The organism is Devosia yakushimensis, assembly GCF_030159855.1.
Classification (GTDB): domain Bacteria; phylum Pseudomonadota; class Alphaproteobacteria; order Rhizobiales; family Devosiaceae; genus Devosia; species Devosia yakushimensis.
On record NZ_BSNG01000003.1, the window covers coordinates 37,928 to 52,348 of the forward strand.

The following is a 14,421-nucleotide window of genomic DNA, read 5'->3' on the forward strand; positions in this document are numbered from 1 at the left end:
CCGATAGGGATGAGGTCCTTTGCTCACCAAACCTGCTGTCGCCATCGTCATGGGTAGCCAGTCCGACTGGCCCACCATGCGCCTCGCCGCCGAAACGCTCGAAACGCTCGAAGTCGAATATGAGGCGCGCATCATCTCGGCGCACCGCACGCCCGAGCGCATGGTGGAATTCGCCGCCGGCGCCCGCGCCGAAGGCTTCAAGATCATCATCGCAGGGGCGGGCGGCTCGGCCCATCTGCCCGGCATGATCGCGGCGATGACCCCGCTGCCGGTCTTTGGCGTGCCGGTCAAATCCAAGGCGCTCAACGGCCAGGATAGCCTGCTCTCCATCGTGCAGATGCCCGGCGGCATTCCGGTGGGCACGCTCGCCATCGGCGAACCCGGCGCCATCAATGCGGCCCTGCTGGCTGCGGCCGTCCTGGCGCTGTCCGACGAGGATCTGGCCGATCGGCTCGACAGCTACCGTGCCCAGCAAAGCGCGCGCGTGCCGCTCTTTCCCTCCGATACCGAGTAATCGCCCGTGACCAGCGACCTCTCCGCCCTGCCCCCCGGCAGCATGATCGGCATTCTGGGCGGCGGGCAATTGGGCCGCATGCTCTCCCTGGCCGCCAGCAAATTGGGCATGCGCACCCATATCTATTGCCCGGACGCCAATAGTCCCGCCTTCGAGGTGACCCCGCACAAGACCGTCGCCGCCTATGACGACGAGATGGCTTTGGCCGCCTTTGCCGATGCGGTCGACGTCATCACCTACGAATTCGAGAATGTGCCGGCGGCGACCGCCGAATTCCTCGCCGCCAGAAAGCCGCTGCGGCCGGGTGCCAGGGCCCTGGCCATCTCGCAGGACCGGTTGGCGGAAAAGTCGTTCCTCGCCTCCAAGAACATTCCCGTGGCGCCCCATCGCGCCGTCGCAACCCCTGCCGATCTCGACGCCGCCATGGAGGAGTTGGGCCTGCCGGCCGTGCTCAAGACCACGCGGCTGGGCTATGACGGCAAGGGCCAGCGCGTCATCCGCGAGCGGAGCGAGGCGGCGGAAGCCTTTGCCGCGCTCGAACCCAAGCCGCTGGTGCTCGAAGCCTTCGTGCCCTTCGAGAAGGAAATCTCGGTGGTCGTTGCCCGCAACCTGCCCGGCGAAGTGAGAAGCTTCGACGCCGCCGAAAATATGCACCGGCACCATATTCTCTTCACCAGCACCGTGCCCGCCGATATTCCGCCGGGCCTGGAAAAACACGCCGCCATGCTGGCCAAGGTGATCGTGGTCGCCCTCGATTATGTGGGCGTATTGGGCGTCGAATTCTTCGTCGTGCCCGGCGAGCGGCCCAGCCTCATGGTCAACGAAATCGCCCCGCGCGTGCACAATTCCGGCCACTGGACCGAGGCGGTCTGCCTCACCGACCAGTTCGAACAGCATATCCGCGCCATTCTCGGCTGGCCGCTGGGCGATCCGGCGCGGCTCGCCGATGTGGTGATGGAAAATCTCGTTGGCGACGAAGTCGGCATCGTGCCGGACGGCATTGACGGCAATACCCAGCCCCATCTCTACGGTAAGACGGAAACCCGTCCGGGCCGCAAAATGGGTCATGTGAACAGGATCGTGCGGGGCGCTTGAGGGATCGTGGCACGGTGTGGGCCTACCGCCCCAGCCACTTCTCCATAGCCGCCGTCACGGAGGCCGGATTTTCCATTGTCGGCAGATGCGCGCTGTCGGGAAAGACCACCAGCTCCGCCCCGGCAATGCCGCCGGCCATTTCCTCGGCTAGCTCCAGCGGGGTCAGAATATCGGCCTCGCCCACGCCAACCAGGGTCGGCACCGTAACAGCGCCAAGACCCGGCCGCGAATCGAGGCGCCCCAGAATCGCGGTCTGCTGGCGGATATAGGCCTCCTGCCCGACGCGCTCGGACATGGCCTGCACCTCTTCGGCCAGGGGCGTACCCAGATGCTGCGGCGCCAGGAGCGAGGTGAGCAGCGCCCGCGACACCCCGATGAACTTGCCCAGCCGGATGCTCTCAATGCCCGCGCGACGCTTGGCCCGTCGCTCCTCGTCATCGGGCCGGGCGCTGGTATCGAGCAGCGCCAGATGGGTGACGCGCTCGGGCGCCTGCCGCATGATTTCGAGGGCGACATAGCCACCCATCGAAAGCCCTGCCAGAGCAAAGCTGGCCGGCACTTGCGCCAGCACCCGCGCGGCCATGGCCGCAATCGAATCGTCCTGCGTCAGGTCCGCGACCATGGGCGAAATATCGCTTCCGATCGCCGCCAGCGGGTCGCGCCACAGCCGGCTATCGCATAACAGGCCCGGCAAGAGCACGAGATTGCGGGACATCCTGATCTCCAACAGGTTAAACACCTGACGCAAACTGCTCCGCCATGGGTACAGGAGCAAGCCCATGCACGGTTTTTCTGAGCGTGATAGTGGACAAGCCTGCGGGCTTGGGCTATAGAGCCACCCACGGTGACTGGCTCTGCTGGTCGGCGGCGTGGTTGTTTTGGCCTCGGCGCTATCATTCAAACACATTGTCTAAGCTTCGAAAGGGCGGTTGACCTTTGCAAGTAGTCGTTCGCGATAACAACGTTGACCAGGCGCTGCGCGCGCTGAAGAAAAAGCTGCAGCGCGAAGGCGTCTTCCGTGAAATGAAGCTGCGCAACTACTACGAGAAGCCCTCCGAAAAGAAGGCACGCCAGAAGGCCGAGGCCGTGCGCCGCGCCCGCAAGCTGGCCCGCAAGCGCGCCCAGCGCGAGGGCGGTCTGCCCGCTCCTGCCGCTGCCCGTCCGACGACCGCTCGTCCCGGCGCTCCGGCTGCCCGCAGCTAAGCTGTCAGCATCAAGATTTCAAACGCCGTCCTTCGGGGCGGCGTTTTTTGTTTTGGCTTATGCCAAGTGATGCGGCTGCGTCCTACTCCGACCCACAACCTGCGTTTTCCTGAAGAGCCCGCTAAACGAGGGTTCGCGCTTTCGCGGGAATGACCCGGCGGGGCAGGCGCTCACGTCTCCGGCGGGGCGTCCGCCACGGGCCGGGCCGAAATACGACGCCAAAGGGCAAGCCCGAGCGCCAGCGCGGCCATGATCGGCAGCAGCGTCACGATGGCGCTGCGCGCATCGGGAAAGAGCAGGCTTGCCAGGGTTGAACCCACAAAGCCGCCACCCACCTGGAAAACCCCGGTCAATGCTCCGGCCGCCCCGGCAATGGTGCCGAAGCCGGCCATAGCGGCGGCCGTGGTGCTGGGGCCGATAAAGGCCAGCGCCAGCATCCACAGCCCCACGGGGATCATGACCGCGAGCAGCGAATCGGGAAACAGTCGCGGCCCGATGGCAAAGCCAAGCCCGGCCAGCACGAGCAGCAGCAGCCCGATCCGCACCATCTGCAAGCCCGAGGCCCGCCGCGCCACCTGCCCGGCCACCAGATTGCCTGTGATGAACGAGCCGGTCTGGATCAGCATGGTCATGGCGAATTGAAACGGGGTAAGCCCGATATCGTCGAGCAGCACGAAGGGCAGCAGCGCCGAAAAACCGTAAAAGCCGCCAAAGGCGATCGCCAGCAGCAGAGCCGGCGCCATGAACTGGGCAGAGGCCAGCAACCGCCGGTAATTGGCGAGAATGCGAATGGGATTGAGCGGCACCTGCGCCGCCACCGGCTGAGTCTCGCGCGCGCCCAGGGACAGCATGACGATGATGGCCAAGCCAAACCCCGCCATCACCACAAACATCAAGTGCCAACTGCCCGCCAGCAACAGCGCGCTGCCCAATGTCGGCGCCACCGCGGGCGCGACAGTCAGGATCAGGTTGATCAACGTCAGAATGCGGATCGATTCCGACCCCACGAACTGATCGCGCACCATGGCGCGGGAGAGCGCGACGCCAGCCGATACGCCGATGCCCTGCAGCGCTCGCCCGGCCAGCAGCATTTCAATACTGGGCGCCAGCGCTGCGACCAGGCTTCCCAGCACATAAAGCGCGAAAAAACCGATGGCCACGGGCTTGCGGCCGAAGCGGTCCGAGAGCGGCCCACAGACCAGTTGCGCCAGGGCGAAGGCGCCGAAATAGACCGAAAGGGTCAGCTTTCCCATGGCCTCGGTGGTCGCCAGATCGGCCACCAGTGTCGGCAGGGCGGGCGCATAGAGCGTGATGCTGAGCGGCCCCGCCGCCACCATCAGCCCGCCGATAATGGCCGTGCGCCGCGCGCTCATGGGCTGGGTGGGGGATGTCATGGTAAGAGTCCAATAAGTTGAAGCAGAAAGATGGCGGGCCGAGCGGCATCAGTGGTCACAAGACCACCCCCACCCCGGCCCTCCCCTTCAAGGGGGAGGGAGTGCAAGAGCCGACGGCTTCTGCAGGAAAAATAAGAACCCCTTTAGAAGAGACATCTATCGCCCCGCCACGACCTCCGACTGTTCAAAGAACGGCTCGGCATGGCTCCAGATGCCCCGGTCCCAGAGGTCGTTATGGTCGGCGCCGGGCTCGATCCAGAGTTCGCCCTTGTTCTTGGCCAGTTCGTAGACGCGCTCGCCATTGCCCACGGTGATGGTCTGGTCGGCCGTGCCATGGGCCACCAGCACGGGCTCGTCGATCTTGGCCATCCAGTCATTGACGGGATACTGGTCCTGCATCACCCAATAGACCGGCAGGATGGGATAGCGCTCGGCGGCGACGCTGACCGCCGAATAGAATGGGGTTTCGAGCAGCAGGGCATCAGCCTGCCTTTCGCTCGCGACATAGCTGGCCGGCCCGGTGCCGATCGAACGGCCCCAGATGACGATGGGCGCACCTTGCCCTGCGGCCCAGTCAAAGGCCGCCAGGGCGTCCTGCAGAATATTGTCCTGGCTGATGGTTCCCGGCGACAGCGGGAAGCCGCGATAGTCGAAGGACAAAAAGCCGTAGCCATCGGCTACCCATTGCTCGAAGCGCTCATGTTCGGAGGAAAAGCTGCCGGCATTGCCCTTGTAATAGATGATCAGCGGCTTGCCCGGCTGCGGCGGCTGATACCAGCCATTGACCACGCCATCGCCGGAGGGAATGGTCACCTCCTGCGCCTGCGGCAATCCCGCGTCGGCCAAGGCCACCACTTCGCCAGTGGGATCGTATTGCAGCGCCCGCTGATTGACATACATGTAGACGACCACGGCGGCGTAGAGCACGACGATAACGGCCAGCACGGCAAGAATGATGCGGCGCAAGAGCTTCATGGGGCGGAATCCTAGGGTGGGCAAGGTGCCCACACACTAATGCGGTTTTCCGCTCCGTCTAGGATCAAACTGTGCCGCTACCCACAATGTCAGTCCCGCGCAGGCGGAAATGACGTCGTGATTGGGAAAGCAAATGCGCCCTAGAGCTCTTCGATCGTCTGGGCCAGCGCCCGCTCGAACACTTCGGGTGGCTGGGCGCCCGAGAGCGCGTATTTTTCCCCGAAGATGAAAAAGGGCACGCCGCGAATGCCCTGCTGGGCGGCATCGCTCGCCAATTGCTCGGTGATCGACAACTCGTTCTCGTCATTCATGGCGTCGAGGGCATCGCCCCGGTCATAGCCGAATGCGACGGCGATATCGGCCAGCACATTATCGTCGTTGATCTGCCGGTGCTCGAGGAAATAGGCCTCGGCAATGGCATTGGCCAATTCGTGCTGGATGCCCATGGGCTTGGCCAGCCGCGTAATGGTATGGGCCTTGGCGGTATTGAACATGCGCGGCTGCTGGGAAAGATCGAGATCGATCCCGGCCTTCTTGGCCTCCCCTTCCACGCGCGCCCACATTTCGCGGGGGTCCTTGCCATATTTTGCGCGCAGCATTTCCCCCACATCGACCCCTTCGGGCGGCACGCTGGGATCGAGATAGAAGGGATGGTTCTCCACCACCACCTCGACATCGTCGGGCAGCGCGGCCAGGGCCGTATCGAGCCGCGCCGAGCCGACCAGGCACCAGGGGCATACGACATCGGTGAACACATCGACCTTGAGGATTTTGGACATCGGGCAATCCTTGCCAATTCACATTGCCCAATCACATGGCGCGGAATGCCCGCCCCTGCAAGAACGCACGTTGAGGTAACCTAGGGCGTTTCCAGCTCAATTCTGCCCGTTGGTGAGCCCGAAGGGCGGCGACCAGCCGCCGGCAAAGCTCAGCCCGATCAAGGCGCTGAACCCCATCCAGAGCAGCCCCGGCGCCATCAGCAGTGCCGCGAGCGCCGAAACCCGGGCGACACGCGCAATGCTGGCAAGGCCCACGATCAGCAGAGCCATGGCAATTGCGCTCAAGGTCAGGGAATCGAGCGGCGCCACCAGGAACGGAAAGGCGATCGTGCCGGCCATCAGCCCGCTCACCCACCAGGCGGCATTGCGCCCGGCCCGGCCCTTGCCGGCTACCACCCAACGTGCTGCGCCGAACAGCGGCAAAGCGCCCAGATGCAGCACCGCGCCGAGCCAGGAGGGCATGCCGAATGGGGCAAAGAACAATGCTTGCGTGCCAGCAAGGTGAGCCGCGCCATTAGCCAGGATGAACAGCGCCAGTGGCAGCGCAGCGCTGACCATCAGACTCAGTAAATCATGCCAGTCAGCATCGAGCGCCGAAACCTGGGGGATCGCAATTGCCTTGGCCGCCATATCGGCACCTGTCGAGCGTTGTTCCGCCCAACCAATGGCCAAAACGGCAGATGAGTTCCCTATACGTCAACACAGCTATGTGATGGTGCCAGGTCCAGGCAGCCAAGAGGCAGGCAAAAAGTCCCCGGCCCGATGGCCGGGGCTCGCTTTATGGGGAATAAACCGTCTTGCCCCAGGCCGAGCTGGTATACCCGATTATGTGCCGGCTCTGACCGGCGGCCTGCGCGGTGGCGGTCAGGGCCAGAACGGCCACCGCCACAATCATCATCATCTTCATCGACAATATCCTAAGAAAAGGCCGAAGCCCCGGCGCGGTAAGACTGGATCGGAGCGGCCCCGCCCCGGATAGCCGCCCGGGGTCTTCTAGCCATCGGGCTGATTGGAGCAGATACGGCCGATGCCGTATTTCGCCGCCAGGCCGGGCGCATTGGTTACCGAAAGCCTTCCGGGCGCCGGAAAATTCCCCCAGCGCCATGGCCGGGGGAATACCGATCAGTCAAAGAAATGCGTCTTGTTCAGCGACGACGATACTGCCGGCTTCGATGTGGTAGGCTTGTTGTTGCCCGCGGCGTGGGCCGTGACGGTCAGGGCCATAAGCGCCGTCGCCACGATCAGGATCATCTTCATGATCATCTCCTCGAAATGGGCCATGGGCCCCGGCGCGACAGGGCCGAAGCGGAACGGCCCGCGCCATTTTGCCGTCCCAAGGCCGTTCTAGCCCTCTGCACCAGCCCGGCAGATACGGCCGATGCCGTATTTCGCCCGCGGATGGGGCCATGACATCGCCGACTGGTTACCGGAAGCTTCCGGCAATGGCCTCTCCAAGCGCATCTGGATCGACGGGTTTGTGCAGCAGCCGATGGCCGCTTTCCGTCGCCTCGCGCAAGCGGTCGGGCGCAGTGTCGCCCGTGAGGATGATGACGGGCAGGTCCCGGCCCAGATGCCGCCGCACCATTGCCACCGCATCCCTGGCGGTCAGGCCGCCGCTCAAGCGGTAATCGGTAATAAGCAGGTCCGGTTCGTCCTCGCCCATGGCCGAGATGACCTGCCCAGACGAGCGGCCGGCCCAGACCTGATGCCCCCAGGCCTCGAGCAGCTGGACCAGCCCTTCCAGCGCATCGGCCTCGTCGTCTATGACGGCAATAGCCAGAGGCGCCTGGCTCTCCGTTTCCGGCTGGTCCAGTGCCGCCGCGATAGGAGCGGCGAGCGGCAGCAGCAGGGAAAAGGTCGAGCCTTTTCCCACCACCGAGCGGAGCCGCAGCGCGTGCCCCAACAGGTCCGCCATGCGCCGCACGATGGAGAGGCCCAGCCCCAGACCATGCTTTTCAGCGCTGGGAAGCTGCACGAATTCGTCGAAAACCGCCTCGAGCTGATCGGCGGGAATGCCCGGACCGGTATCGAGCACCGCGATCTCGACCTGGTCACCCCGCCGCCGCACGCCCAGCAAGACCTTTCCCTCATTGGTATAGCGAAAGGCATTGGCCAGCAGATTGCCCAGAATGCGACGCAGCAAAACCGGATCGGTCTCGACCCAGGCGCCGGAAGAGACCACCCGCCAATCCAGGCCACGCTCCCCGGCGCTGGCCTCGAACTCACCCTTGAGATCGTCGAACAATCGGGCCAGTTGCACCGCCTGCACCTTGATCGGCACCACGCCGGCATCCAGCCGCGAAATGTCGAGCAACCCGTTCAGCACGCCGCCGAAATTGCCGATCACCATACGCAACCGGCTGGCAATCGCCTGGGCTGCCGACGCCGCCACATCGCCTCGCTGCGCCATGGTCCGCAGCGTTTCGACGAACAGGCTCATGGCATGCACCGGCTGGCGCAGGTCGTGGCTGGCCGCGGCGAGGAACCGCGATTTGGAGTGGTTTGCCGCCTGGGCCAGATCGCGCTGCCGTTCGAGATCGCCGATCAGGGCGAGGTTTTCCGACCGCAGCCGCACGGTCTCGGCCAGCGTCCGGAAGGTCTGCCGGCTGTAATAGAGATTGACCGCGATGAGGCAGAGCACGAAGAACAGATAGATGCGAAAGACTTCGCCCTCCCCCAGCACGCATCGCACCGCCAGCGGCAGCAACATGGCCAGCGCCGTACCCGCATAGGCAGGCGGAAAAGCCGAGAGCGAAGGCACCGCGCCGCAGGCCAGCCCCGTCAATACGATGCAGGTGAAAGCCGCCATATTGGGCTCGCCCGGAATGAACCCGACCCAGCCCACCGCGCCCCATAAAGCGGCCGAAGCCCAGGAAAAGGCGGTAGCGCGCCAGGCCCAGGTGAGCGCCTGCCCCGCCCCGCTGTCCCGGCGGAAATAGAGCCGCGCCAAAACGATCCGCGCCACGGTCAGCCCATACATGGCCCCGATCCAGCCAAACAGCGCCGCCGCCGGCACCGCATCGCGCAGCATATAGGCCACAGGCAGCGGAATGACGAAATTGGCGAAGAGGATTGCATAGGACTGGCGATAGAGCAGGTCGATAAGGGCTTCCCAAAGGGGTCTTTCCTGCACGATCCTGCCTCCGTCTCGTTCAAACCATTATCAGGCAACCATGATTCGCGCGCTGAAGGTCGTCCTGGCCGACGATCATGCCATCGTCAGGGAGGGTCTCAAACTCCTGCTCTCCACCATGGATGGCGTGAATGTGGTGGCCGAGGCAGCGAGCGCTGCCGAGATCCTGGACCAGCTCGCCGCGACCGGAGCGGACCTGCTCGTCCTCGATCTGGGCATGCCCGGCATTGCCGGCGTCCAGTTCATCCGCGAGCTGCGGGCAACCCATACAAAGTTGCGCATCCTGGTGCTCACCGCCAATATCGAGCCGCGCATGGTAAGCGCCGCCATGGAGGCGGGCGCCGATGGCTATCTCACCAAGCATGGCGATGCCGCCGAAATCGGCCAGGCCATCGCCGCCCTGCGCGAGGACAGATCCTATGTCAGCCAGGCGACGGGCTTCGCCTCTCAATCCATCTCACCCATCCCGCTGACCCGGCGCGAACGCGAAATCCTGGCCCTCATCGCCAGCGGCACCACGACACCCGACATTGCCTTGCGCCTGGGCATCAGCCCGCTCACCGCCCGCAAGCATCGCGAAAACCTGATGCGCAAGCTCGACCTGCACAACGCCGCCGAAATCACCGCCTATGCCATGCGCCTGGGCTTGCCGGCGGGGTAGGAACCGCACCAATCCCACCCACCGCCCCTCCCCTTCACCCTTTCTTGACGATAAACCGGTCCCCCGCGTCGAAATACGGCGGGCGTCGTATCCCGCTCGGCGCCGGCGCCGACCTATCTAGTCCTCCCCGCAATGTCCCAAGGGAGGACCGTCATGCCCATGATGGAAACGTGGATGCCCTTTATTATCGCCACGGCGATATTCGCCTGCATGCCCGGTCCGGCCATTCTCTATATGACGGCACAGACCCTGGCCCATGGCGGCCGCGCCGGCATAATGGCTGCACTCGGCATCCATATCGGCTGCTATGTCCATATCCTTGCAGCAGCCATCGGACTGGCGGCCCTGCTCGAACATGTTCCCACGCTCTATGCCGCCATCCGCTTTCTGGGCGCGGGCTACCTGGTCTGGCTGGGCGTGAGCATGTTGCTGAACCTCTCCCGCGCTGCGCCAGGCGGCGCCATTGCCGGCGGACCGAGTGCCATTTTCCGTCAGAGCGTCATGGTGGAAATGCTCAACCCCAAGACCGCCCTGTTCTTCGTGACCTTCCTGCCTCAATTCGTCGATCCCGCGGCCGGCCTGCCGGTGAGCCTGCAATTCCTGGCCCTGGGCATGATCGTCAATCTCGCCCTCTCGCTGGCCGATCTGGCGGCGGTTGGCCTAGCCTCGCTGGCCTCGGCCCGCCTTCCCGCGCGTGGCCACCTACTGCCGGCCATCAGCGGCTCCATGCTGATCGGGCTGGGCGTCATCCTGGTCTGGCAATCGCCGGGTCTTTGACTAAACCGGCCGCAGGATGCGCCCGGCCATGCTCGCAGCCTCGGCGGCCTGCAATTCGGTGAGGCTACCGCCTTCCTCAAGCAGTGCATTGAGGCGATAGGGCGTGAGGCGCCGCGCCAATTCGCCGGTCAACCGCTGGTGGGTGACCTGCTCGGTCAGCTCGCGGCTGGCCGTACCCCTGGCGTAAAAGGCGCTGGAAAACCCCAGCAGCCTTGCGCCCAAATCGGCGTCGCCACTCAGCACGGCCACCAGCGCCAGATGTTCGCTGGCCCGGACAATGGCCGCCGACCAGCCCAGCGCCCGGGCCTCGCGCAGGCTCTCCGAGGCGACCTGGGCCGCCTGTTCGACATTGCCCGCCGCCAGCAGATAGGAGGCCAGATTGGCCAGCCCCAGCGTCGCCTGGCGCCGATTGTGATCGCGCCCCTCCAGCATGAAGCGAATGCCGTCAATGGCGTTCTCCACCTCCCCGGCGCCGAAATCGAGCTCGGCCAGGGCGATCTGGGCGCTGGCCGTACCCCGGCTGTCCCCGACGCTGCGGCACACCGCCATGGACCGGCCGATCATGGTCCGCGCCGCGGCAAAATCGCCGCCGAGATAGGCGGCCACCCCCTTGGAGCGCAGGCAATTGGCCAGCGGCTTGGTGGGGCCCAATGGCTCAAGCACGGCCAATGCATCGTCGAGATAGGGCAGCGACCTGGCGATTGTCTGCGGGGTCAGCAGCGCCGCTCCCGCCCGCGCCAGCGCTTCCCCCAGATCCAGGGGTCGCCCGGCCGAGCGGAACAATCCTATGGCCTGGTCGGCATAGGAAAAGCCCGATTGGTCGCCATGGGCGCTATTGGAGGTCCGCGCCAGGCAGAGACGCCCCACAATGGCAGGTGAACTCTGTTCGGTACGATGCGCCATTGCCGTTTCCACCCAGCGCCCGCGCTCGCGAAACAGCGACAGCTCGTCCCACAGCCGCATGCTGTGTCCGGCCAGCTCCACGCCGAGCACGGCATCGCCATCGGCACCGAAAGCCCATTCCAGCGAAGCGCGCAGATTGTCGAGCTCAGGCTCGCACCGCGCCAGCCAGGTGACGCTGGGGGTTGCGGCCCAGCTTTCCCCGGCATCGGCAAAGCGATGGATCAGATATTCGGCGAGTTGGCGCTGCCGTCCCGCTTCGCCTTCCTCGCGCTGCTTGTCGAGCGCGTAGCGCCGCGTGGTCTCGAGCAGCCGGTAGCGCGGTTCGGCTTCCGACAGGTCAGCCGTGAGCAGGGATTTTTCGACCAATGAGGAAATCAGATCGAACATCTGGTGCTCGGCCACCGGCGCGCCGCCGATGACGCGGCTTGCCGAGGTCAGCGTACAGCCCCCGGCAAAGACGGAGAGGCGCCGCAACAAGGTCTGCTCCTCGGGCCGCAGCAGATCATAGCTCCAGTCGAGCATGGTCTGGAGCGTGCGGTGATGGGGCGGCGTCGCCTGGGCCGCGCCGCGCAGGGTGAGGAACGACTCGCTGAGATTGGCGGCCAGCCAATCGGGCCGCATCATCTTGAGCCGTCCCACTGCCAGCTCGATCGCAAGGGGAATGCCATCAACCTGCTTGCAGATGCTGGCCACCGCGGGCGCGGTTGCCGCATCGAGCACGAAGCCCTCGATGGTGGCCGAGGCCCGATCGACGAATAATTGCACGGCGCTATAGTCGATGGCCGCATCGGGCGTGATCGCCTCGGTGCGGTCGGGAAAGGCCAGGCGCGGCACGCGATAAAGGCTTTCCCCGCCCAGCGACAGGCTCTCCCGGCTGGTGGCCAGGATCGCGATGGCCGGGCAATTGCGCAGCAAGGCCTCGGCCAGCCGCGCCGAATTGGCCACCAGATGCTCGCAATTGTCGAAGATCAGCAGGGCTTCCTTCTGCGCGAGATAGGCAATAGCACTTTCCACCGCCGGCCGGTCGCCCGCGACGGGCACGCCCAAGGCGCCACACAGCGCCTCCCCCACCAATTGCGGATCGGCAATGGAGGCAAATTCCACCAGCCATATTCCATCGGCATAGGAACCCACCAACCGAAACCCGGTATCGATGGCCAGCCGCGTCTTGCCGGCGCCCCCCGGTCCCGTCAGCGTCACCAGCCGATAGCGGCGCAGGCGCTCCAGCACCTCTTCCACTTCATCGCCGCGCCCGACCAGACTATTCATCTGCCGCGGCAGATTATGCGCCCTATGGGTGCGGAACTGATCATGAAGGAATGGCGTCGGTCCGCCCAGCTCGGGCACCGATTCGGCCGATACCCGCAACAGGGCCTTGGTCTCCGCCGACGGCTCGACCGATAATTCCCGCGCCAGAATGGCCCGGCAGCGCTGATATTGCCGCACCGCCATGGCGCGCTTGCCGCTGGCCAGCAAGGCACGGATCAGGGCCCGGTGCCCTTCTTCGGCCAGCGGGTCGATTTCGATGAGGCGATTGGCGACCGGCTCGGCCTCGCTATGGCGCCCCGCCTGCGCATAGGCGCTCAGCAGCCATTCGAAGCGCCTGGTGGCAATGGCCTGCAGCTCGGCACGCCGTCCCTGCAGCCATTCCTGCGCCAGGGGATCGTGAATGCTGACGCCTTCCAGAAACTCCCCGCCATATTGCGCCACCGCCCGTTCCAGCTCCTCGATGGGGCTGTCGGGCGTGCAGCGTAGCAGGAAGGCTACATCGGAATGCACCGAACCTTCGGTGAAGGCCACGGTCTCGCGATCGATGGCAAGGACCTCATCGGCCGCATCGCCCAATGCCACCCGGATGACGGCCAGCGTCTGACGCAGGCTTTGATGGGCCTGTGCCTCGCTGCGCTCGCTCCACAGCAGCGCCCCGATTTCCTCCCGGCTGCCGCTTTGCCCACGGCGCAAGGCCAGCCAGGACAGCAGAATGCGGGCGCGTTTGAGCTTGAAAACCAGCGCGCGGCCATCCCCGGCCCGCGCCTCGAACGGTCCCAAAAGCCGAAGATAAAGGTGCGGCGCGTGCATCTCTAGTGGCAGTTCCTGCGCTTTCTCAGAAAGAAGGCTAGCAGATACAATAAAAAATCACGAGTAAATCACGCCTTTACTGTGCGGGCATCACGCCCTCATGACGATTAGTCCATATTCCCTCAATCAACGGGCACCGGACTTGCGGTGCTGAAGTCGGAATAGCGGCGCCGCCCCCGGCGCCCATCCATCGAGGGAGCGGCGCTTTCCGCCGCACATGGGTGCTGCTTCCTCGACCTGCCCTAAGTTGACCGCCGCTGAGCCCCCGCCCTTGGAGCGGGGGCGCTTTTTTTCTGCCCGAATCGCCGGGATGGTAAATCTTTCGTAAATATGTAACTATCTCCCGGTCATTGCTCGGGGGTATGTCGATGGCGGAGCTCAACACCCAGTTGGCGCGCGCGGTCAAGACCAGTGCGGTCTATGATCTTGTCACCTGTCTGCCGCTGGCCCTGCCGGGAATAGCGGGCATCTACCTGACCATATTGGACGGGCTCAACGGCGCTATCGGGCTCAGCGGCCATGTGGGCGAATTGTCGCCGCTGGCCATGATGTTCATCAATTTCCTGGGCTCGCTGATTTCGATCTGGGCGGTATTGCGCCTGATCAATCCCAGCTGGGCCAATGGGCTGACCGATGTGGTCGTGCGCGCCTTCTTCTCCATCGCCATGCTCAACGCCATCTTCAACGGCGTGCCGGGGCTGATCGGCGTGCTCTGGGTGTGCGAACTGGCGTTGCTGCTGGTCCAGGCCTATCTGGTGCACCGCGTCTGGCGCCTCGAACACGCTACCGCGATACGCACCGCGCCCAGTCCAGGCTTCCAGGCTCACGCCCCGGCCGAATAATAATCGGCTGATTCCACCGGCATTCGCCGATTGCGGACCCTTTGTTGGATAACAGAGGCCGGGTTC

Annotated in this window: 15 protein-coding genes; 6 read left to right on the forward strand and 9 right to left on the reverse strand. The window is 64.8% G+C overall.

What is annotated here, in order from left to right; genetic code table 11:
• Nucleotides 1-49 precede the first annotated feature (49 nt).
• On the forward strand, nt 50-514 hold the full coding sequence (gene purE / locus QQL79_RS18770) for a 5-(carboxyamino)imidazole ribonucleotide mutase (protein ID WP_370461274.1): 465 nt from the start codon (nt 50-52) through the stop codon (nt 512-514).
• 6 nt (nt 515-520) lie between these two features.
• The gene (locus tag QQL79_RS18775; RefSeq protein WP_284393466.1) at nt 521-1,609 is read left to right on the forward strand and encodes a 5-(carboxyamino)imidazole ribonucleotide synthase; all 1,089 of its coding nucleotides are present in this window, start codon (nt 521-523) and stop codon (nt 1,607-1,609) included.
• A gap of 22 nt (nt 1,610-1,631) precedes the next feature.
• On the opposite strand, the gene QQL79_RS18780 is transcribed toward QQL79_RS18775, so the two are convergent.
• Nucleotides 1,632-2,324 carry an alpha/beta fold hydrolase gene (locus QQL79_RS18780; RefSeq protein ID WP_284393468.1) on the reverse strand — a complete coding sequence of 231 codons (693 nt, stop codon included), beginning with the start codon at nt 2,322-2,324 and terminating at the stop codon, nt 1,632-1,634.
• A gap of 221 nt (nt 2,325-2,545) precedes the next feature.
• On the opposite strand from QQL79_RS18780, the gene rpsU reads away from it, so the two are divergent.
• On the forward strand, nt 2,546-2,812 hold the full coding sequence (gene rpsU, locus QQL79_RS18785) for a 30S ribosomal protein S21 (RefSeq protein ID WP_284393470.1): 267 nt from the start codon (nt 2,546-2,548) through the stop codon (nt 2,810-2,812).
• A gap of 170 nt (nt 2,813-2,982) precedes the next feature.
• On the opposite strand, the gene QQL79_RS18790 is transcribed toward rpsU, so the two are convergent.
• The 7 genes from QQL79_RS18790 to QQL79_RS18820 all read right to left on the reverse strand — a co-directional run bounded on the left by QQL79_RS18790 (nt 2,983) and on the right by QQL79_RS18820 (nt 9,093).
• A complete protein-coding gene (locus QQL79_RS18790; RefSeq protein WP_284393472.1) occupies nt 2,983-4,206 on the reverse strand; it encodes a multidrug effflux MFS transporter in 1,224 nt (407 codons plus the stop codon).
• A gap of 156 nt (nt 4,207-4,362) precedes the next feature.
• Complete coding sequence (locus QQL79_RS18795; RefSeq protein ID WP_284393474.1) at nt 4,363-5,181, reverse strand: alpha/beta hydrolase; 819 nt, start codon at nt 5,179-5,181, stop codon at nt 4,363-4,365.
• Between the two features lie 140 nt (nt 5,182-5,321).
• Nucleotides 5,322-5,960 carry a DsbA family oxidoreductase gene (locus tag QQL79_RS18800; protein ID WP_284393476.1) on the reverse strand — a complete coding sequence of 213 codons (639 nt, stop codon included), beginning with the start codon at nt 5,958-5,960 and terminating at the stop codon, nt 5,322-5,324.
• 96 nt (nt 5,961-6,056) lie between these two features.
• Nucleotides 6,057-6,590 carry a hypothetical protein gene (locus QQL79_RS18805; protein ID WP_284393477.1) on the reverse strand — a complete coding sequence of 178 codons (534 nt, stop codon included), beginning with the start codon at nt 6,588-6,590 and terminating at the stop codon, nt 6,057-6,059.
• A gap of 148 nt (nt 6,591-6,738) precedes the next feature.
• Nucleotides 6,739-6,867, reverse strand: a complete 129-nt coding sequence (locus tag QQL79_RS18810; protein ID WP_284393479.1) for a hypothetical protein — start codon at nt 6,865-6,867, stop codon at nt 6,739-6,741.
• Between the two features lie 215 nt (nt 6,868-7,082).
• Nucleotides 7,083-7,217 carry a hypothetical protein gene (locus tag QQL79_RS18815; protein ID WP_284393481.1) on the reverse strand — a complete coding sequence of 45 codons (135 nt, stop codon included), beginning with the start codon at nt 7,215-7,217 and terminating at the stop codon, nt 7,083-7,085.
• A gap of 166 nt (nt 7,218-7,383) precedes the next feature.
• A complete protein-coding gene (locus QQL79_RS18820) occupies nt 7,384-9,093 on the reverse strand; it encodes an ATP-binding response regulator (RefSeq protein ID WP_284393483.1) in 1,710 nt (569 codons plus the stop codon).
• Between the two features lie 40 nt (nt 9,094-9,133).
• Here QQL79_RS18820 and QQL79_RS18825 point away from each other — a divergent pair, with 40 nt between their 5' ends.
• On the forward strand, nt 9,134-9,754 hold the full coding sequence (locus QQL79_RS18825) for a response regulator (protein ID WP_284393484.1): 621 nt from the start codon (nt 9,134-9,136) through the stop codon (nt 9,752-9,754).
• 153 nt (nt 9,755-9,907) lie between these two features.
• The gene (locus tag QQL79_RS18830; RefSeq protein WP_370461265.1) at nt 9,908-10,531 is read left to right on the forward strand and encodes a LysE family translocator; all 624 of its coding nucleotides are present in this window, start codon (nt 9,908-9,910) and stop codon (nt 10,529-10,531) included.
• On the opposite strand, the gene QQL79_RS18835 is transcribed toward QQL79_RS18830, so the two are convergent.
• Nucleotides 10,532-13,513, reverse strand: coding sequence for an ATP-binding protein (locus tag QQL79_RS18835; protein WP_284393487.1), 2,982 nt, complete (start codon nt 13,511-13,513; stop codon nt 10,532-10,534).
• 368 nt (nt 13,514-13,881) lie between these two features.
• Here QQL79_RS18835 and QQL79_RS18840 point away from each other — a divergent pair, with 368 nt between their 5' ends.
• Nucleotides 13,882-14,355 carry a hypothetical protein gene (locus QQL79_RS18840; protein WP_284393488.1) on the forward strand — a complete coding sequence of 158 codons (474 nt, stop codon included), beginning with the start codon at nt 13,882-13,884 and terminating at the stop codon, nt 14,353-14,355.
• Nucleotides 14,356-14,421 lie beyond the last annotated feature (66 nt).

Coding starts and splice junctions, on each gene's coding strand:
- QQL79_RS18830 (WP_370461265.1), top strand. CDS start 9,908: ATGCCCATGATGGAAACGTGGATGCCCTTTATTATCGCCACGGCGATA.
- QQL79_RS18825 (WP_284393484.1), top strand. CDS start 9,134: ATGATTCGCGCGCTGAAGGTCGTCCTGGCCGACGATCATGCCATCGTC.
- QQL79_RS18840 (WP_284393488.1), top strand. CDS start 13,882: ATGGCGGAGCTCAACACCCAGTTGGCGCGCGCGGTCAAGACCAGTGCG.
- QQL79_RS18780 (WP_284393468.1), bottom strand. CDS start 2,324: ATGTCCCGCAATCTCGTGCTCTTGCCGGGCCTGTTATGCGATAGCCGG.
- QQL79_RS18800 (WP_284393476.1), bottom strand. CDS start 5,960: ATGTCCAAAATCCTCAAGGTCGATGTGTTCACCGATGTCGTATGCCCC.
- QQL79_RS18810 (WP_284393479.1), bottom strand. CDS start 6,867: ATGAAGATGATGATGATTGTGGCGGTGGCCGTTCTGGCCCTGACCGCC.
- QQL79_RS18835 (WP_284393487.1), bottom strand. CDS start 13,513: ATGCACGCGCCGCACCTTTATCTTCGGCTTTTGGGACCGTTCGAGGCG.
- QQL79_RS18790 (WP_284393472.1), bottom strand. CDS start 4,206: ATGACATCCCCCACCCAGCCCATGAGCGCGCGGCGCACGGCCATTATC.
- QQL79_RS18805 (WP_284393477.1), bottom strand. CDS start 6,590: ATGGCGGCCAAGGCAATTGCGATCCCCCAGGTTTCGGCGCTCGATGCT.
- QQL79_RS18815 (WP_284393481.1), bottom strand. CDS start 7,217: ATGAAGATGATCCTGATCGTGGCGACGGCGCTTATGGCCCTGACCGTC.
- QQL79_RS18795 (WP_284393474.1), bottom strand. CDS start 5,181: ATGAAGCTCTTGCGCCGCATCATTCTTGCCGTGCTGGCCGTTATCGTC.
- purE (WP_370461274.1), top strand. CDS start 50: ATGGGTAGCCAGTCCGACTGGCCCACCATGCGCCTCGCCGCCGAAACG.